Annotated in this window: 18 protein-coding genes; 11 read left to right on the top strand and 7 right to left on the bottom strand. The window is 67.8% G+C overall.

Annotated features, from left to right (window positions below; genetic code table 11):
- Positions 1 to 31: 31 nt before the first annotated feature.
- Genes Q664_RS21745 through Q664_RS61105 form a run of 5 tightly spaced genes read left to right on the top strand, consistent with a single transcriptional unit; the run spans position 32 to position 5,004 of the window.
- Positions 32 to 1,768 carry a sigma 54-interacting transcriptional regulator gene (locus Q664_RS21745; protein WP_043398813.1) on the top strand — a complete coding sequence of 579 codons (1,737 nt, stop codon included), beginning with the start codon at positions 32 to 34 and terminating at the stop codon, positions 1,766 to 1,768.
- Positions 1,769 to 1,786: 18 nt separating this feature from the next.
- Positions 1,787 to 2,317 carry a hypothetical protein gene (locus tag Q664_RS61095; protein WP_043398816.1) on the top strand — a complete coding sequence of 177 codons (531 nt, stop codon included), beginning with the start codon at positions 1,787 to 1,789 and terminating at the stop codon, positions 2,315 to 2,317.
- Positions 2,318 to 2,355: 38 nt separating this feature from the next.
- Entirely contained in the window at positions 2,356 to 2,778 is a 423-nt protein-coding gene (locus tag Q664_RS21755) for a protein kinase domain-containing protein (protein ID WP_043398818.1), read from the top strand.
- The gene (locus tag Q664_RS61100; RefSeq protein ID WP_235216811.1) at positions 2,775 to 3,593 is read left to right on the top strand and encodes a hypothetical protein; all 819 of its coding nucleotides are present in this window, start codon (positions 2,775 to 2,777) and stop codon (positions 3,591 to 3,593) included. The genes Q664_RS21755 and Q664_RS61100 overlap by 4 nt, the downstream gene beginning before the upstream one ends.
- Positions 3,568 to 5,004: a LamG domain-containing protein gene (locus tag Q664_RS61105; protein ID WP_235216813.1), complete on the top strand. Its 1,437-nt coding sequence runs from the start codon at positions 3,568 to 3,570 to the stop codon at positions 5,002 to 5,004. The genes Q664_RS61100 and Q664_RS61105 overlap by 26 nt, the downstream gene beginning before the upstream one ends.
- Before the next feature lie 132 nt (positions 5,005 to 5,136).
- On the opposite strand, the gene Q664_RS21765 is transcribed toward Q664_RS61105, so the two are convergent.
- From Q664_RS21765 to Q664_RS21775, 3 genes are all read right to left on the bottom strand, one after another.
- Positions 5,137 to 5,790 carry a glutathione S-transferase family protein gene (locus Q664_RS21765; RefSeq protein WP_043398821.1) on the bottom strand — a complete coding sequence of 218 codons (654 nt, stop codon included), beginning with the start codon at positions 5,788 to 5,790 and terminating at the stop codon, positions 5,137 to 5,139.
- Between the two features lie 22 nt (positions 5,791 to 5,812).
- The gene (locus tag Q664_RS21770; RefSeq protein ID WP_043398824.1) at positions 5,813 to 6,808 is read right to left on the bottom strand and encodes a zinc-binding alcohol dehydrogenase family protein; all 996 of its coding nucleotides are present in this window, start codon (positions 6,806 to 6,808) and stop codon (positions 5,813 to 5,815) included.
- Between the two features lie 165 nt (positions 6,809 to 6,973).
- Complete coding sequence (locus tag Q664_RS21775) at positions 6,974 to 8,590, bottom strand: NADP-dependent glyceraldehyde-3-phosphate dehydrogenase (protein ID WP_043398826.1); 1,617 nt, start codon at positions 8,588 to 8,590, stop codon at positions 6,974 to 6,976.
- A gap of 152 nt (positions 8,591 to 8,742) precedes the next feature.
- Here Q664_RS21775 and Q664_RS52450 point away from each other — a divergent pair, with 152 nt between their 5' ends.
- Together Q664_RS52450 and Q664_RS52455 are read left to right on the top strand one after the other, a co-directional pair.
- Complete coding sequence (locus Q664_RS52450) at positions 8,743 to 9,429, top strand: Coq4 family protein (RefSeq protein WP_052518479.1); 687 nt, start codon at positions 8,743 to 8,745, stop codon at positions 9,427 to 9,429.
- Positions 9,430 to 9,435: 6 nt separating this feature from the next.
- Positions 9,436 to 9,978: a MarR family winged helix-turn-helix transcriptional regulator gene (locus Q664_RS52455; protein ID WP_052518480.1), complete on the top strand. Its 543-nt coding sequence runs from the start codon at positions 9,436 to 9,438 to the stop codon at positions 9,976 to 9,978.
- Positions 9,979 to 10,102: 124 nt separating this feature from the next.
- Here the strand turns inward: Q664_RS52455 and Q664_RS21790 are convergent, their stop codons facing one another.
- Positions 10,103 to 12,805, bottom strand: a complete 2,703-nt coding sequence (locus Q664_RS21790) for a PQQ-dependent sugar dehydrogenase (protein ID WP_043398829.1) — start codon at positions 12,803 to 12,805, stop codon at positions 10,103 to 10,105.
- Between Q664_RS21790 and Q664_RS61110 the strand changes: the two genes are divergently transcribed.
- Complete coding sequence (locus Q664_RS61110; RefSeq protein ID WP_160174473.1) at positions 12,804 to 12,935, top strand: RICIN domain-containing protein; 132 nt, start codon at positions 12,804 to 12,806, stop codon at positions 12,933 to 12,935. The genes Q664_RS21790 and Q664_RS61110 overlap by 2 nt on opposite strands.
- Positions 12,936 to 13,095: 160 nt before the next feature.
- Entirely contained in the window at positions 13,096 to 14,718 is a 1,623-nt protein-coding gene (locus Q664_RS21795; protein ID WP_043398831.1) for a M4 family metallopeptidase, read from the top strand.
- Here the strand turns inward: Q664_RS21795 and Q664_RS21800 are convergent.
- The 3 genes from Q664_RS21800 to Q664_RS52465 form a co-directional block, all read right to left on the bottom strand.
- A complete protein-coding gene (locus Q664_RS21800) occupies positions 14,607 to 15,365 on the bottom strand; it encodes a transposase (protein WP_052518481.1) in 759 nt (252 codons plus the stop codon). The two genes, Q664_RS21795 and Q664_RS21800, sit on opposite strands and share 112 nt — an antisense overlap.
- A gap of 160 nt (positions 15,366 to 15,525) precedes the next feature.
- Positions 15,526 to 16,815, bottom strand: a complete 1,290-nt coding sequence (locus Q664_RS52460; RefSeq protein WP_052518482.1) for a M12 family metallopeptidase — start codon at positions 16,813 to 16,815, stop codon at positions 15,526 to 15,528.
- A gap of 107 nt (positions 16,816 to 16,922) precedes the next feature.
- Entirely contained in the window at positions 16,923 to 17,690 is a 768-nt protein-coding gene (locus Q664_RS52465; RefSeq protein ID WP_160174474.1) for a threonine/serine exporter family protein, read from the bottom strand.
- Here Q664_RS52465 and Q664_RS59245 point away from each other — a divergent pair.
- Positions 17,677 to 17,898: a hypothetical protein gene (locus tag Q664_RS59245; protein ID WP_160174475.1), complete on the top strand. Its 222-nt coding sequence runs from the start codon at positions 17,677 to 17,679 to the stop codon at positions 17,896 to 17,898. The two genes, Q664_RS52465 and Q664_RS59245, sit on opposite strands and share 14 nt — an antisense overlap.
- A gap of 410 nt (positions 17,899 to 18,308) precedes the next feature.
- Positions 18,309 to 18,516 (top strand): hypothetical protein (locus Q664_RS57905; protein ID WP_235216812.1); only part of this gene is annotated, 208 nt, incomplete at its 3' end.

The following is an 18,516-nucleotide window of genomic DNA, read 5'->3' on the forward strand; positions in this document are numbered from 1 at the left end:
CGGCCACGGCTCCACCGGCTATCGTTGCTCCATGCCGCACGTGCTCGTCCTGCCCGATGGCAGCCACGTTCCCCTGGAGAAACCGGTGGTGTCCGTGGGCTCCGACTCCGCCTGTGACGTCGTCCTCCGGGAAGCCGGGGTGAAGCCCAGCCACGCCCTGCTCTTCCAGGAGGCGCGAGGCTGGACGGTGTCCGCCGCGGCCAGGGGCTGTGAGGTGCGGGTGCGCAACAAGCGCGTGGAGCTGGCACCGCTCGCCCCGGGAGAGTCCTTCTCCGTGGGGCGCGTCACCCTCACCCTGCTCTCCACCGAAGCGGCCCGGCCGGCCACGGGCTCCGCGCAGGAGGTGTCCCCGGGAGGGCGGCTGCTGGCGGTGTTGACGGGCTTCGCCTCGAGGCTGATGGTCCAGCGGCCCACCGTGGAGCTCCTGGACGTGGCCATGCGCGGGCTGGCGGAGGTCGCGGACGCGGACGTGGGCTTCCTCGTGTCGGTGGAGGGGAGCCGGCGCCAGGTGCTGTGCGCCACCGGGCCGGTGCCCGAGGCGGCGGTGGTGGACAGCCTGGTGGACCAGGTGGTGGCCTCGGGCGCTCCCGTCCTCGTGGCGGACGTGGCCGCGGACGCGACGCTGGCCGGGGCACCCAGTGTCGTGTCCCTGCGCCTCACCTCCGCCCTGGTGTTGCCCTTGCGCGGAGGAACGGCGCCGCTGTCCGCCGTGTACCTCGGACGGCGCGGAGGCCGCCCCCCCTTCACCCCCCGGGAGCTGGAGGAGGCCATGGCCCTGTCCTCGCTGGCGGCGCTGTTGCTGGCCTCCTCGCGCGAGTTGATGGAGCTGCGCGCACGGGTGGACAACCTCACCCAGCGCATCGAGGCGGCCACCTTCGAGGGGCTCATCGGTGAGTCGCACGCCATGCGCGCGATGTACCGGCAGGTGGAGCGCGTGGGGCCCACCTCGCTCCACGTGCTCATCCAGGGCGAGACGGGCACGGGCAAGGAGGAGGTGGCGAGGGCGCTGCACCGGCGCAGTGGGCGGCGCGGGCGGCTGGTGGCCATCAACTGCGCGGCCCTGCCCGAGTCGCTCATCGAGCGGGAGCTGTTCGGCCACGTGAAGGGAGCCTTCTCGGGGGCGGGGACGGACCGGCCCGGGCTGGTGGAGGCCGCGGACGGCGGCACGCTCTTCCTGGATGAGATGGGAGACATGCCCCTGCCGCTCCAGTCGCGCCTGTTGCGCGTGGTGCAGGAGCGCGAGGTGACGCGGCTGGGGGAGAACCATCCGCGCAAGGTGGACATGCGCGTGGTGTCCGCCACGCACCGTCCCCTCAAGACCCTGGTGGAGGAAGGCCGCTTCCGGGGCGATCTGCTCTTCCGTCTGGACGAGGTCCGGGTGGAGGTACCGCCTCTGCGCGAGCGGGGTGATGACGTACTGCTCATCGCCCACCACGTGCTGCGCCGCGAGGCCGGGCGCGCGCGGGGCTTCACCCAGAAGGCCACCGAGGCCCTGCGCGGCCATCCCTTCCCGGGCAACGTGCGCGAGCTGGTGTCGCGGGTGCGGCGCGCGGCGATCCTCGCCACCGGAGAGCTCATCGGCCCCGAGGAGCTGGAGCTGGGGGCGGACACGGCGCCGCTGGTGCCGCTGGAGGAGGCGCGCGAGGCCTTCGTGCAGCGCTACGTGCGCGAGGCCATCGCCCGGAGCGGCGGCAGCAAGAAGGACGCGGCGCAGGCGCTCGGCATCGGGCTGCGCTCCATCTTCCGCTACCTGGGCGAGGAGCCCTGAGGGTATTCCCGCGTGGCCATGCACCGACTCGTCCGACGCCTCGCGCCCCTCGCCCTGGTGACCGTGCTGGGTTGCCCTCTCGACATCCAGGTCCGGGAGGAGGACCCCGACGCGGGACCGCGGGCGTGTGTGAAGGACCAGGAGTGTCCGGACGGCCAGCGCTGCAGCGACGCCAGCCGGGACAATGTCTGTGTGGACGGACCCCGCGTCACCCAACCCTGTCCGGGGTTCGGCACGTGCTCCTACACGGCCTTCTGCGAGAAGGGCGTCTGCGAGCAGGGTTGCCTGGGGGCCGACTGCCGGCCGGGCTACCAGTGCGCCCCGGATTACAAGTGCGTCGAGGCGTGCACCGAGGGGCCTCCCACGAAGGCCGGCGAATTCTGCGGCAGCTCCACCGATTGCGGCCGCTGTGGCTTCTGCGTGTCCCTGGGGGGCGAAGCGAAGCGATGCCATATGCCCTGCACCGCCGACACGCAGTGTCCTGGAGGCGCACCGGGAGCGTGTGTGTTGGTGCCGGGGAAGACGGTGCGCGTCTGCCGTCCGGGGTGATTGCCCGGGTGGAAGGGGCTTTCTAGGATGGGCGCGGAATGACGGACGAATTGCTGGCCGGCCGCTACCAGTTGGAGCAGGAGCTGGGGCGAGGAGGCATGGCCACGGTCTTCCTGGCCCGGGACACCCGTCTGGCGCGCCATGTGGCGGTCAAGGTGATGCACCCGGGCGAGGATGGGCGCCGCGCGGAGCGCTTCCGCCGGGAAGCCGAGCTGGCGGCTTCCATCAAGCACCCCCACGTGCTGGAGATTCACGACTTCGGCGAGGACGCCCGCCGGGGGCCCTTCCTCGTGTGCGAGTGGGTGCAGGGCGAGGATCTGCGCGCGCTGGCCCAACGGCTCGCGCCCGTACCGCCCGAGGTGGCCGCCGTGCTGGGCTGGACGCTGGCGCGGGCGCTGGGTGAGGCGCACGCGCGGGGTGCGGTGTCGCCGTCTACCAGCCCTTCATCTTCGACTCGATGATGTTCAACGGCCCGAATCGCTTCCGCCGCCGTACCGCGGATGTCCGGGTCAGCCAGCCCTTCACGGTGCAGGCGGAGATCGCCTCCTTCTCCACGGGCCCGTTGGAAGAGCTGAAGACCGTCTCGGGTGCTCCCATCATGGGCATCGAGCCGACGATGACTTCCGATGGGCGGCTGCTCCTCTTCCAGGGCGGTCCCCTCAACAACGGCGCCATCGATTACCTGATGTACAGCTACAACCCCACCCCCTGCGCCGCCACGGGTTGGAGCGAGCCCCGGCCCCTGTCCATGATGTTCAACGACACCACCCCGGGCATCAAGCGCTACCCGATGGCCTGGCAGCGGATGAAGGCGGCCACCGGCGAGGCATTCGGTGACACCGTCGCTGGCGGTAATCTGATTCGTGCCGCCTATCCCTGGGTGGACCACGAGGGCCGCAACGTCCTCTATGCCGCCGTCGGGTTCACCGGGGCCGCGGGCGGGCGGCGCGAGGCGATGAGCCTGATTGGCGCGGACACGGGGTGGATCGCCCATCACATCGATGGGAGCCTCAACACCGACCGGCAGGACATCGCCCACCTCTTCTACTCGGGCCCCATGTGGAACTTCGAGCAGGAGCGCGCCCTCGCAGAACTTCCCGCCCGGCTCGAGCAACGAAACCCGCTACCTCCCCGTCACCAAGACGCACGACGTGCTCTCGCTCTTCGGCAGCAACACGGCCGACTACAACGAGGTGGACCTGGGAGAGTGGCTCAATCCCTTCGAGCTGCTCTTTCTGCCCATGAACGAGATGGTCACCCGGGCGGGAACGTATGATTTGACGCGCACGCCCGATAGCGCGGGCCGCTTCTACACGGGCACGCTCGTGGGCACGGCGCAGATCTCCGAGAAGAACGACGTGACGCAGCCGCCCTCGGGCTCCTTGTGGGAGCCGCACGGCAAGGGCAAGGCGCTCGTCCTCCCCGGCGGCGGTGCCGCTACCGTGAACCTGACCGACCCCACCAACACCATTCCTGGCGTTGGGGCCACCGTCCGGGGTTTCACGGTGCAGCTCGCCATCCGCCCGGACCCGGCCATCAACCAGGGCTGCACGGGCAATCCCTACCGCTACCTCCTGGCGAAGCCCGGGGGCCTGGATCTCATCTACGAGGCGAACGGCGCGCTGCAGATGTCGTTCGTGATCAATGGACAGCGGGTCCGCCTGGGTTTCAGCCAGCCGCTGCCCAAGGGCGTCTGGACGCATGTGGCCTACACCTGGGATGGAGTCACGGGACAGTTCGGCGAGTACATCAACGGCAAGGCCACGGGACGCGCGTTGCCGAACGCCCCCGGCACCCTCCGGTTGGGAACGGGGACGCTCTCCATTGGCGCGGGCCAGAACCTCGACACCCAGAGCTGCCCGGCCAACGGGGAGGGCTCGTTCAAGGGATACATCGACGAGGTGCGCCTCTTCACGAATGCCCGCTCCAACCGCAGCATCTGCCTGACGACCCATGGAGCGGACTGCAAGGAGGCCGCCATCCAGGAAGAGCCCACCGGGGGCCAGTTCGTCATGAATCAGCAGCACCCCTCCTGCAACAGCCTGTCCGCGCTGGGGACGCAGGCGTGCGCCGTGTCCATGCACCGCGTCTGCGCGCAGCGCGGGGCCGATGACGCCCTGAGCAGCGCCGGCAACTTCTACGACACCCTCCAGCAGGTCATCGGCAACCGCCCGCCCATCTCGCTGCTGGGAGTTCCCGCCTCCGCCACCAGCACGGAGGTCGGCGTGGCGTGTGCGCCCATCCAGCACCAGAGCCTGGGAGTGACCTTCGAGGAGCTGGCGCGCCGTCACGCGGGCTGCACCGACGAGCGGGTCTCCATGACCAACGACTGCACCGCCGCCGCCCACCGGTGGTGCCGGGGCCTGGGGTGGACGTCCGGAATGATCTTCGAGATGACCTCCCGGCCATGGGTGGGCTGCTTCAACTCGGGGCTCATCCAGGATGTGGCGCGGTCGCAGATCGGGACCGTCACCAACACGGGCAGCCTCACCTCCGGGGAATCGCGGCTGGAGGTCAGCAGGTGGTGTCAGGCGCGCGGTTACGCGCCGGGAGTCATCCAGGAGGTGCCCAGCACCACCACCGTCCACGTCCACTGCTTCCAGCCCGCGGTGACCCAGAGCTGGAAGTTCGTTCCCTGCTCCTCGGATGACGGCCGCCGGATTGACCGGGTGTCAACCGGCGGCTAACGATCATTCGATGCAGGAAACAGACCTGAATGACCTTCGGAATTTTGTCGCCGTCTATCAGGCCGAGATGTTCATCGAGGAGTCGAGAAGATTCCTCCAGCAGGGCGGCTTCGAACCCAGGACAGACCGCCATCAGCCGGGCGATGGCTTGCCGGTGTTGACCGCCAGTTGAGCGTCGAAGGCTCGCTTGTAGGCGGGCCGCGCTTCGCCGCGGGCGACATAAGCGGCCAGGTTTTTGTATTCGTCCAGAATGCCCGACGATCTCAACCTGAGCAGCACCGATACCATCAAAAGGTCGCCCGCGCTGAACGCACCATCGAGCCAGTCGGCATCACCCAAGCGAACGGAAAGTGGGTTGAGCCTGCCACGAACGCGATCCTTCACCAGAGGAAGGCGCTCCGCATGCCAGGGCTTGTCGCCCTCGAGCAGCATCGCGGTTGCGAGTTCAAGGATCGGCGGTTCCACCGTGTTGAGCGCGGCAAACATCCAGGTGATCGCGCGCGCCCGGGCATTGGCATCGTCCGGCAGCAAGCCCGCGTGTCGCTCGGCGATGTGAAACACGATCGCCCCTGTCTCGAACAGCGCGAGATCGCCTTCCTCATAGGTCGGAATCTGGCCGAAAGGATGAAGCGCCAGATGCGCGGGTTCCTTCATCGCACGAAACGAAACAAGGCGAACCTGGTAGGGTTGACCCACTTCCTCGAGCGCCCAGCGGACGCGCGTATCACGCGCCAGTCCCTTGCCGCCATCGGGTGAGCGTTCAAAGGCGGTAATGGTGATGGTCATCGAGAGGCTCCTCCTTACAAGGCTAGCGCTCGATGACGATCTTGCCAACGCCCCTGCTTTGCTCGGCCAACTCGTGGGCGAACCGGAGATGCTCGGCGGTCGCGCCCTTGAGAATCGTGTTCGCGGTCGTCTTGATCTTCCCCTCGTCCACGAGCTGCGCGAGCTCCTTCAGGATCTCGCCCTGCGATTCCAACCGGTAGCTGAAGAGGGTCTTCGTGAACATCAGCTCCCAATGAACCGAGATGGCCTTTCTCTTGAAGGGCACGATGTCGAAGGTCTTCGGATCATCGATGAGGCTGAGATTTCCGAAGGGCCGGAGGATCTTGGGGAACACCGCTGCATAGGTATCGCTGTGGGTGGTGCTGAAGATCGCATCCACTTCCTTGATGCCGATCCTCTCGAGTTCCTTCTCCAGATCCTTCCGGTGATCAATCGTCGCGTCCGCGCCCATTCGCGAGCACCACTCGATGGTCTCGGGGCGGGAGGCGGTCGCGATCACCTTCGCCTGGGTCTTCTGCTTCAGGAGTTGGATCGCGATCGACCCCACGCCGCCGGCCCCCCCGATGACCAGAGCGGATGAACCACGTCCGAGCTCGAGCTCGGGCCTCGCGATCAGGGCCTCCCATGCGGTCAACGCGGTGAGGGGCAAGGCCGCCGCCTGGGTGAACGAAAGCGACCGGGGCTTCCTGGCGATGATCCGCGAGTCGATCGCATACAGCTCACCATACGAGCCCGAGCGGGTGAGGTCACCGGCGCCGTAGACCTCGTCGCCCACCTTGAAGCCCTTGGCCTCGGGTCCGACTTCGACGACGACTCCGGCCGCGTCCCACCCGAGGATCACCGGCTCGCCGTTCGGCAGGGTCCGGCTGCCGCGAACCTTGTAATCCACCGGATTGATGGAGAAGGCCTTCACCTCCATCAGGACGTCATGAGGCCTCAACACCGGACGAGGAACCTCCATGTCCTGGATCTGGAAATCGGTCAGTGCGTGGGCCTTGGTATAGGCGAGGGCTTTCATGTCGTTCTCCTGGCTTCTCGAAGCACGTGTCGCTTCAACGAAATCAGGATAGCCACGGGCGGAGGCTCAAGAAGCTGGAGCGGCTTTGATTCAGAGTAAACCACCGGTTTACGACAGAGGCTCCCTCCCCTCCCCCCCGAGAGAGAGCCTCGTGCTCGAAGGCGGCTAGAAGAGGAAGTCGGTGGAGAGGAAGTCCGACTCGTGGCGCGTGAGGATGGACTTCACGAGCGTGGTGTTCTCCGCCGTCGTCTTCGCCGCGACGAGCGTGCGGATGGAGAACACCCGCAGGGCATCCGCCACCGACAGCGTGCCCTCGGCCGAGTCCTTGCGGCCGTTGAAGGGGAACGTGTCCGGGCCGCGCTGGCACTGGCAGTTGAGGTTGATGCGGCCCACCTGGTTGGCGAAGGCGTCGATGAGGCGGCCGATGCGCGCCGAGTCCCGGCCGAAGATGCTCAGCTGCTGACCGAACTGGGAGTTGACGACGAAGCGCACCACTTCCTCGTCCTCGTCGAACACCATCACCGGTATCACGGGGCCGAACTGCTCCTCGGACGCCAGCCGCATGTCCGCCGTCACCGGGTACACCACCGCGGGCGAGAAGTACGACTGGTTCGTGCGTCCCCCACTGGGGTTGACCACCCGGGCGCCCTTGGCCACCGCGTCGTCCACCAGGCCCCGCAGGTAGGTGGTCTTCTCCGGCTCGGGCAGGGGCGTGAGCGAGACGCCCGGCGTCCAGGGCATGCCGGGCTTCAAGCGCTCCACCGCGGCGCAGAAGCGCTCGAGGAAGGGCTCGACGATGCTGCGGTGCACGAGCAGCAACTTGAGCGCCGTGCAGCGCTGGCCGTTGAAGGACAGCGTGCCGGTGATGCACTCCTTCACCGCGTTGTCCAGGTCCGCGTCGGGCAGGAGGATGCCCGGGTTCTTCGCGTCCAGTCCGAGCACGGCGCGCAGCCGGTGCGGACGCGGGTGCAGCTTCTTGAGCTCACTGGCGCCCCGGTTGGTCCCGATGAAGGCGAAGACGTCCACCAACCCGCTCTCCATCAGCGCGCCCACCGTCTCGCGGCCCCGGCCGTAGATGACGTTGATGACACCCGGCGGGAAGCTGTCGCGGAAGGCCTCGAGCAAGGGGCGGATGAGCAGCACGCCGAACTTCGCCGGCTTGAAGACCACGGTGTTGCCCATCAGCAGCGCGGGAAAGAGCGTGCTGAACGTCTCGTTGAGCGGGTAGTTGTATGGACCCATGCACAGCGCCACGCCGAAGGGCGCCCGGCGGATCTGCGCCATGATGCCCTGCTCCTGCACGAAGCGGGATGCGGAGCGATCCAGCTCCTTGAGCGCGCGGATCGTCTCGACGATGAGATCGATGGTGCGGTCGAACTCCTTCTCGGAGTCGGGCTGCGTCTTGCCAATCTCCCACATCAGCAGGTTGACCACCTCGGTGCGCCGCGCGCGCATGGCCGCGAGGAAGCGCTCCACGTGCTCGATGCGATCGGCGACGCGCATGCTGGGCCAGGCGCCCCGGCCGTTGTCATAGGCCTTCACCGCGGCGTGCAGGGCGTCGAGCGACTCCTTCGAGGTGAGCAGCGGCGTGGCCCCGAGCTTCTGCTGCTCCGGCCCCCGGAGCGTCTTCACGAAGACGGGGCTGCGCACCACGTTGAGGTCACCTGGCCAGCTGCGCAGCTCGCCTCCCACCAGGTACTCGCGCTGCTCGATATACGCCGGGAGCCGCACGCTCGCGGGGATCTGATCTTCCGTGGGGAACAGGTCATCAAGAGGAGTCATGGACGGTCCTTTCCCCCCCACTCTATGCAGTTCGCTGGGAGCGATGTCGACACCGCTGAACCCACGGGCGCGTCTACGGCTTGAAGAGATGGAGGACTCGCGGTTGCCCGAATGGTTTACTTCGCATACTATTTACGGTGGAAAGGACCTCCATGAGCGCTGCCCAGACCCTGTCCCTCCCCGACAACGCCCCCCTGTTCACCCGCCTGCGCGTGGCGAGCCAGTGCTTGAAGGTGCTCAAGCACGACGCGGGGAATCCCACCGCCGGCCAGACGTTCAACCTGAGCCTGAACGTCAACGTCTACGCCTCGATCGCCCAGCGGCTCCAGCGCGGCGAGGAGGGGCGCCGCCTGCTGTCCAAACGCCCTTCCCTGCAGGGCAAGGAGCTGGACCTGGCCGCGTTGGAGCGCCTGCCCGAGGAAACGCTCGGCCATCAGTTCGCGCGCTACTTCCGCGACAACAAGATCTTCCCCTTCGAGACGACGCTCGAGCTCAAGAGCGACATCGAATACCTCTCCAAGCGCTACCGCGAGACGCATGATCTGCTGCACGTCCTGACGGGCTACGGCACGGACGTGGTGGGCGAGATGGAGTTGCAGGCGTACTGCCTGGGCAACCTGGGGCTCCGGACGACGATGTTCGTCCTGTTGAACGGCACGCTCGGGCTCCTCAAGGAGCCGCAGTCCGGCGTCGGGCGGTCCGAGTACCTGCGGCGGGCATGGGCCGCGTATCGCCGTGGCCGCGCGTCCCCGCAGTTCCTCGACTTCTGGTTCGAGGAGCACTGGGAGACCCCCGTGGCCACGCTGCGCGCGCGGCTGTGCGCCCCCGCGAACGGGTAGCGAGCGATGGCCCGGAGCAATCTCCCCATCGAGCACGCGGAGCGCGCACTGCTGCTGATGTCCCGCCTCCAGCGCTGGGCCGCCACGAGCGTGCAGGCGAACCAGCTGAGCGGGGAGTTGAGTCTGCGCCAGCTCACCATGCTCTATGCCATCCAGCGGGGAATCTCCTCGCCCGGACTCCTGGCGCGGCGGCTGATGGTCACGCCTGCCGTCATCACCGGAATGCTCGATCGCCTGGAGCGGCAGGGCTACGTGCGGCGCGAGCCCGAGCCCGACGACCGGCGGCGGCTCCGCATGGTGCTGACGGAGGCCGGCCTGGCGGTGAGCGAGCACGTCCGGAAGGCGCTGACCGGTGACCTGGCCGCCCAGTTCGCGAGCGCCTCCCCGGCGGAGCTGAAGGAACTGGGCCACGCGCTGGAGCTCATGGAGCGTGCGCTCGGCGCGCTGGAGCAACGTGCGCCCTCGTCCCCCGACGAGGGACTGGAAGACGAGGAGGTGGCTCGGCGGAGACGTGTGCCCACCACGAGCCGCGGCCGGAAGAAGGCATGACGACGAACCCACAGGCGCTGGACATCCGGCAACGGCGACTCCTTCTCCGGCCATCCCCCGCTCTATGTGGAACTCGAGGTTCCCTGAGCAAGCATGAGGGGGATGGCCAGAGCGGGCCCCGGAATCACTCCTCGCGCCCCCGCCTCCGCCGGAGTGCCAGCGCACCCAGCGCCAGCCATGCGAGGGGCGCCACCGGAGCCGCACCGCAGCCGCAGCCCCCATCCTGGACCACGGGCGGAGGCTGATCCGTCCCGGCGTCCGGCCGCGGCAGCTCGCAGCTCCCATCACCCACGCACACCTTCACCTCGGCGTGGCTCCGCATCCCCGCGGTGTCCACCACGACGAAGCGCACCATGTGTCCACCGGGCGCCAGCCCCTTGGTGTCCCAACGGTTGTGCTCGCCGCCGAAGTGGAAGTGGTTGTCCGTGCGCGTGTCCGTGTATCGCAGCTCGCCGTCCACGTAGAACTCGGCGTGCGTGCAGCCCACGTCATCCTCACAGTCGCCAAAGAACTCCGCCATGTTGCCAGACACGCGCTCTCCCTCCACGGGCCGCGTGAGGATGGCGCGCGGCCCTTCATCCACCTTCGCGGTGACGGTGAAGGATTGCTCCGCGTCCGGAGCCACGCCGTTGCTCACCCGCACCGTGACCTCCACCGGGCCCGCCGCCGTGGGCGTCCAGGAAATGAGGCCGGCGGTCCCGATGGCCATCCCCGCCGGCACCGAGCCCACCAACGAGTACTCCGGCTCCGGCCGCCCCCGCGCCTGCACGTCGTAGCGGTAGGGATTGCCCACCACGGCGGTGGTGAGGGGCGTGGAGGAAATGACGGGAGCCACCGGTTCGTCATCCTGCTCGAGCGCCTCCAACGAGCGCGCATCCAGGCCGGGCGCGGCCACGGTGATGGTGGCGGCACCGTCCAGGTTGTCCGCGTCCGGGGCAGCCCGCAGCGTGACGGTCTGCGGGAGGTTCCAGTTGGCGGTAGTGAACACGAGCGTCGCTCCGGTCTGCACGGTGATGTCGTCATCGCCCTGCGTGCGCGCCACGTTGACGGTGACATTCCTGGTGGGCCGCTTGGACAGAGAGACGTCGAAGGTCGCGGTGCTGTCCTCCGGAATGGCCACCTGGGAGGAGGACAGCACCAGCCGGGAGGAGTTGTTGTCGATGGTGGTGACCACCACCGGCTCGTCCGCCAGTCCCTCCGATGACACCGTGAAGGTGGCGGTATCCGCGTCCGCGTCGTCGTCCTCCGCCGCCGCGAGCATCACCACCCGGGGCACGCTCCAGTCCGCCGGGGAGAACGTGAGCGTGGCGTCGCTCGCGATGCTCAGGTCCTCGGAGCCGTCCGCCCGCGCCACCCGCACCATGACAGGCGCGGTGGGCGCCTCGGCCAGCCGCACGGTGAAGACCGCGCGTCCACCCTCCACCACGCGCAGGTGGAGCCCGGACACCACCAGCTTCTGCCCGGGCGCCGACGAGGTGATGCGGCGCAGGGTGCCGCCGGTGAACCCCAGCGTGTACAGCGCGCCGTCAGGCCCCACGGTCATGTCCACCTGCGAGGAGAAGCCGGTGCCCCACTCGGCCACCGTCTCCACCGAGTTGTCCACGGCCAGCGTGGCACGCGTTACCTGGCCGGAGTTGAAGTCACCGAAGAAGTAGTTGCCGCGGAACTCGGGCGGGAAGAGCGTGGCGTCGTAGAAGGTGCCGCCGGTGATGGAGCCACCCAGGGGCTTCGTCTTCGCGGCGCCCCCGCCGCTGCGCGCATCGGGCAGTCCCGGCTGGGCCACGGTGAAGGTGGTGGCGTCGGGGTTGTTGGAAGCGCTGGTGACGTAGTACTCGCCGTTGAAGCTCGCGTCCGTCACTCCCTCGATGGTGAGCCGCTCTCCCTTGCGGAAGCCATGCCTCGCGGTGGTGGTGAAGGTGGTGACGCCCCCGCCGCGCACCGCCCCGTCCACCGTGGCGAGGTTGCGCGTGTCGATGTTGTTGGTGCGGTACTTGATGACGGGCGTGATGTAATCGTTGATGACGGGCTGGTTGTTCTCGTAGGCGTCGTAGCCAGCATGGCCGCGCCTGGTCACGACGAAGACCTGCTCATAGCCGGTGCCCACGCTGTTGACCCACAGCTGCCCGGTGGCCGGCTGGAATGTCATGGTGAACGGGTTGCGGAAGCCGCTCGCCCAGATGTACTCGTTGTTGGGGCCCACGCCGTCGTTGAACGGGTTGTCGTTGGCGGGCGTGCCATCCAGGTTGGCGCGGCCCACCTTGGACGCGAGCGACACCAGATCCGCGTTCACGCCGGTGCCGTTGCCCAGATCTCCAATGGCCCAGTAGAGCAGTCCGTCCGGCCCGAAGCCGAGTCCTCCACCGTCATGGTTTTCACCCGCGGTGGGTAGCCTGGTGATGACCTCCGTGCGCGCGGTGCCCGTCCCGTTGGCGTCGGTGTAGCGAACGATGCGCTGCTCGGAGGCGGAGACGGTGACGAAGAGGTAGACGAAGCGGTTGACCACATAGTTCGGATCGAACGCGATGCCGATGACGCCACACTCGCTGTTGGTGTGGACCTGGGGCTCCGTCGCGAACAGGCTCGTCACCAGCGTGCTGGTCCCCGGCTGTGTTTCCGGGACGCCGTCCTTCATCGTGACCACCCGCACCGGGCCGTTCTTGATGGTGATGAACAGGCGGCCCGAGCCATCCGGAGCCCAGGCCATCCCCGTGGCGGAATTGAGCGAGGAAGAGGTGTAACTCGTCTCAGAGAAACCTGTGGGCACCGTGGCCCAGGCAGGTGAACACAACAACAGCAAGAACAGGGGGAACAGGAGGGGGGCACGCATGACGCGAAACCCTAGCGCACACGGCGTGTGGCATCAGTACCTCCCGATACACATCATGGAGGATTCGAGCGGCAAGGCACTGGACGTCGGCGGGTGCTCCACGGTGGATGGCGCGGACGTCATCCAATGACCCTACTGGGGTGGGGACTGCCAGCGCTGGTACATCCAGACGCCCAGAGTTCGCGAAAAATACCCACGGGAGATCCAGGAGGGCTTCCTGGCCGCAATTCAGGGTGTCCCGTCTTTTCCATGCCCGAGGGCGCCCTGCCCCTCTTCCAGGAGTGAATCCGATGAAGCTCTTCCTTCCCGCGGCATTCGTCACGTTGACCCTGTGGGGCTGCGGTGATTCGGGCAGCACCCGTGTCACCTCCACACGTGAGCTGGCCGAGGGCTCGGAGCGCACGGCGGCCGTCCAGCGCGCGGTCTCGCGGGTGATGCGCGAGGGGACGAAGCTGGGGGTTGCTACTCCCGAGGCGCTGTCCGCGCGCACGGTGCTGGTGGATGACGACGGGACGGAGCATGTCCGGCTCGAGCGGACCTGGCAGGGCCTGCGGGTCATGGGTGGAGACATGGTCGTCCACCAGCGAGGGGACGCGGACGCGCGCGGCTTCAGTCTGGCGGGCCAGCCCTCGCTCGCGTCCGTGGCGAGCCGTCCCACGCTGGATGCGTCCGGGGCCGCCCTGCGCGCCCGGTCGGCCTTCGTTGGGACGCTGATTGGGCCGCGCACCGCGAAGCTGGTGGTGGACGCGCGCAAGGGCCACGAGCCCGCGCTCGCCTACGAGGTGGTGCTCGACGGCTACCAGCCGGACCAGACGCCCTCCGAGCTGCACGTGCTGGTGGACGCCACCACGGGCGCCATCCGGGGCAAGTGGGACGCCGTCCACACGACCGCGGGCACGGGCAAGTCGCTCTACTCGGGGCAGGTGTCCCTCCAGACGAGCTCCGCGCTGCTCGGGGGCTACGCGCTGCGCGACACGACGCGTGGCGGAGGCTTCTACACGACGGACATGAACAACCTCGGCTCGATTCCGATCGTGGGCGACGCGCTTCCGCTGCCCCCGCTCCTGCTGCCCGGCACCGTCTTCACGGACTCCGACAACGTCTGGGGCGATGGCACGCCGGGCAACCGTCAGTCCGCCGCGGTGGATGCGCACTTCGGCCAGCAGACGACGTATGACTATTACCGCGAGGTCCATGGCCGCGACGGCATCGATGGCGCGGGCCGCATGGGCTACAGCCGCGTGCACTACGGGGACAAGTACAACAACGCCTTCTGGTACGACCTCTGCTTCTGCATGACGTATGGCGATGGGGACGGCAGCGTCCTCTCCCCGCTCACCTCGCTGGACGTCGCGGGCCACGAGATGACCCACGGCATCACCAGCCAGACCGCGGGCCTCACGTACTCGGGCGAGTCCGGCGGGCTCAACGAGGCCACCAGCGACATCTTCGGCTCCCTGGTGGAGTACTACGCCAACACCTCGCAGGACCCGGGCGACTACCTCATCGGAGAGACCATCTACACGCCGGGGACGCCGGGGGACGCGCTGCGCTACATGCACAAGCCCTCCCTGGACGGCAAGTCTCCTGACTGCTGGTCCCCCAGCCTCGCGTCGCTGGACGTGCACTACTCCAGCGGCGTGGCCAACCACTTCTTCTACCTGCTGGCCGAGGGCTCCAATCCCGCCGCTGGCCCGGCCAGCCCCACCTGTGATGGCTCGTCGCACGCGGGCATCGGCCGGCTCGAGGCCGGGAAGATCTGGTACCGCGCCCTCACGGTGTACATGACCTCGTCCACCGACTACGCGGGGGCGCGCGAGGCCACGCTCGCCGCCGCGTCGGACCTCCATGGCGCGGACAGCGCCCAGGTCAGCGCCGTGGCCGCCGCCTGGTCCGCGGTGAACGTGAACTGAGGCCTTGGGAGGCGGCGGGAATCGAAGCCGCTAAAGGCGGAGCCGTCTTCCCTCGGAACCAGAGGCCCCCCCCGTTTTCCCTCTGAAAATGGGGCGCCCATCTGTCCCTCCTGGTGCCCGTGCACCTCCACCGGCAGCCCATCCACGTCCACCGTCACCTGCTTCAGCCACTTGCCCCCGGGCCTCGACGCCCTCAGTCTCCGGCCTGTCAGCCATACCAGTGCCTCTCTGAGCACCTCGCGGTTGCCCTCCTGGGCCAGCATGGCCGTCAGCCGCGACAACGCCGGCTGCGAGGCCAGTCCCTCCGGCCTTCCTTCCTCCTGTTTCAGCGGCCCGGTGCGCTTGCTGTCCGAGACCGCCAGCCTCGGCGCCGCGTCCTCGCGCAGCGTGTCCGCGTCACCGATGTCTTTCCACCCCTGCACCAACAGCAACAGGTGCGTGCGCACCAACTCCCTCGACGAGTGCGTGACCCGGCTCTCCTCCCGCGTATCCGTCAGCCTCTCGCCCAGCCAACGTGTCAGCCCCAGCCTCTCGTCCACCTCCCTGAGCAGCACCGCCCCTGCTTCCGACGTCAACCGCTCCGCCCTTGCCTCCAGCTTCACCGAACCGTTGAACCTCACAGAGAAGTCGGTGAGGATTTCACCCATGACGCGCCTCCTGCCGTTTGGTGGTGGATGTCTGAACAACACCCCTCTACCACTCGGGAGGTCAGGCGCGTCTCCCTTCTTTTCCGGTCACCCTCCAGCCCTTCTGGTGAACAAGGCGGGCTGATTGCTCAGCGGCATCCAGCCTCGGCGTTGGTGTCCTCTACGAGCCAAAGCGCTGGCGGTACTCCGGGGAGGTGATGAACCCTCTGACGACGTCGCTGTAGGTCCCTCCCGCGTTCAAGGCGTTCAACCAGTAGGCATGCTCCGACGCACTCGGCTGGCGCTGCAGGAAGTTCGTGTAGCAATGGGTGACGAAGGCCGCGTTGTAGCCAGGCGAGGCCGGGTCCAGCTCCGGGTCCTGCTGGCGGTTCTCCGGCGACTCGAGCACTGCTCGCGCGACGGCGGTGCGGGCCGCGGTCAGACAGGCCGAGGCCCCCTGGCAGCTCTTCAGATAGTTCACATAGTAGCCGTACCAGACCATGTCGGGCTTGCTCTTGAGCACATCCAGGTAGGTCTGCTGGACGAAGTAATCCGTGTCATCAATCGAGTAGATGAGCCTGATGGAGGCCGTGTCTCCGGAACTCAGCACGGTGCGCTGGCCGATCACGACATTCTGGAGCGGCACGATCGTGGGCAGCCCGTTCTTCGAGAAATCATACGGTCCGTAGTGCATGATCGAGCCGTAGTCATAGGTGAGCTTGTCGTCGCCGTCGCTGATGTGCTGGTCGAAATTGCGCGCGTAGGCAGGATCGATGTTGTCCCACTGGATGCTCACGAAGAGGTTCCGGTCCTCGCGGCTCTGCTCGTGCCAGAGGCCCAGGACATGTCCGATCTCATGTATGACGGTGCCCTCGTAGCACCCGGGATCCAGATTCACCATCTGCTGGCCGCCCGCCATCCCCACCTCGCTTCTGCACACGCCGATGGCAGGCTGGAAGGTGACGTAGTCCGGGTATTGAGTGGCATTGCTCGTCGTGCGCGGCACGAAGCGCACGCGCGTGTTCGCCTGCCAGGCGGCGATGGCTCCTGTGACTCGCGAGGGGTCCGGCAGGGCGGAATGAATGGTGTACGGGACCACGGCGTTGGCCCACCGCGTCACGCGGTTCTCGCCGCTTCGGATGACCCCCTGCGCGTAGACGCGCTCGGCCTCGGGCTTGCCCCGCGCCTCTACCTCGCGCGTGAGCGCCTCCACCTCCTCCACCGGGCCGATGACGATGTCCCCCTCGACGACTGCCTGGCCGTCCACCTTGGCGTAGTGCACCACCTCCAGCCTCCCGCTGCTGGTGTTCCAGCGGTATCCCTTATGGACGGGCGGCGCGCTGGACAGCAGCGGCGTCTCAGGGTTTGCGGGCGGATGCCCCAGGCCCGCCTCCGGGGCGCAGGCGGTGAGCAGCAGGCAAGGGATGAACAGCGCGGCGCCGAGCGTCGGCTTCAGGGTACTTCGATGCATGGTGTCTCCTGGACGGGTGAGGCGGAACAGCCCCCTCGAAACGAATGAGCCGACGCGGTAGAAATTGATGCAGGAATTCTTGAGAGCCCCGACGCATGAGTCCTTCCTCATTTTCGCAAGTCCTCGGAACTACTGGGATCTGAAAACACCAAGGCCGGAAACCGCATACGCAACACGGCCCCCATCCCTCCTATACGCCCGGTGGAGGCCGCTCCCCCACAGCGTGCGGCGGGGGACGTCGAAGAGCACGGCGAAACCGAGGGCGGCGATGAATGCCAGCGGCATGGCGGCCCATAGGGGGGCGGCGTCCGGGTGGTGAGCGCCTGGTGGGGGGGGGCGGAGGCGAGCAGCACCACGAACAGGCCTCCCGCGATGGTGCCGATGATGAGCGCGGCGGAGGTGGCCCGGACGATGCCGGAGAGGACGTTGCCGCGGAACATGTCGACGATGGAGCTGACCATGAGGACGCCGGGCACCAGGAGCAGCACCGAGGCCGCCATGGCGAGGCCCGGGGCGGGAAGCTCCAGCACGCGTGCGCCCAGCAACGCCAGGGCGGAGGCCAGCACCGTCACCAGGAAGGCCGTCGCCAGTCGGCCGAAGCGCGGGCGGGGCAGCACCTCGCGCACGGCCTGACCCACGCCGGCGGCTCCTCCCGCCACCAGGGCCTCGAGGAGATGGCCTCCCAAGAGGAGCGCGAAGGCCGCGCAGGCGGCTCCCACCGAGAGCATGGTGGGGAGGTGCCCGTAGAGCCGGGGCTGGCTGGCGATGTTCGCCAGCTCCGTCAGCAGCCGCGGCCGGGAGAATGCCCCGGCGCTGGCGCGCTCCGCGAGCTGGCTGATGGCGGCAGCGCGATTGAGGTCGATGCCAGTCCTCACCACGCGCACGGCACGGGTGCGGTGCTGCCCCCCGGGCGATGGCCGAGACGACGATGCCACCGGGGGTGACGATCACGTCCATCCGCTCGGCACCGAGCGCGTGGCCGAAGCGAGGGCTCAGGGCGTGTCCGACTGGAGCGCCAGCGAGCGCATCACGTCGAGCAGACACGCGCACAGCACCGGCGGCAGTTCCCCCAGCGTGGGCTGACCCTCCTGGGCGAGGCCGTGGCGCTGCCGGTATCCCGGCTCGAGCGTGTAGATGATGGCTCGACGTGCCCGCCCGGAACTGACGTGTCACCCCCCCGGAGTGACGTGTCAGCGCTTCGAGTTGACGCGTCAGGCGCGAAGCGAGGCCGGCGTGTGCCCTTGGCCGAAAGAACGTCTTGCCGCGAGCAAACCGGCACGCCACATGCAGCACCGCTTCACTTGAAGTCAGTATCACGATGGATAGCAACTGGTGGGCCCCACCTCGCACCTCCACGAAGCAGCCCCTCCGCTTCTTGAGCGCGTCGACGAGTGGGAACAGAAGTGAGCGGTTGATTTCGCCTGGCATCGCTTCAGGCGCACGCAAATACATCCAAGAAAGAGGTTTGACACATGGCTGACTGGCAGTTTCACATGAGGAGCTTCGATCAGAGCACTGGAACCTGGTTTGGTGTCGCGCACGCTGGCTGCGGCGAGGTCGGACACCGCCACTGTGGTGTTCCGGGGTGCTGGAACTGCACGGTGCACTACAACCCCACGGGGGGACAGGCCTCGGAGTACTCTCCCTCCAACTGGGTCATCAACTTCGGAGCTTGGTTCGATCTGATCGTCGATGGCATTG

The sequence above is a fragment of the Archangium violaceum Cb vi76 genome (genome assembly GCF_000733295.1).
GTDB lineage: Bacteria > Myxococcota > Myxococcia > Myxococcales > Myxococcaceae > Archangium > Archangium violaceum.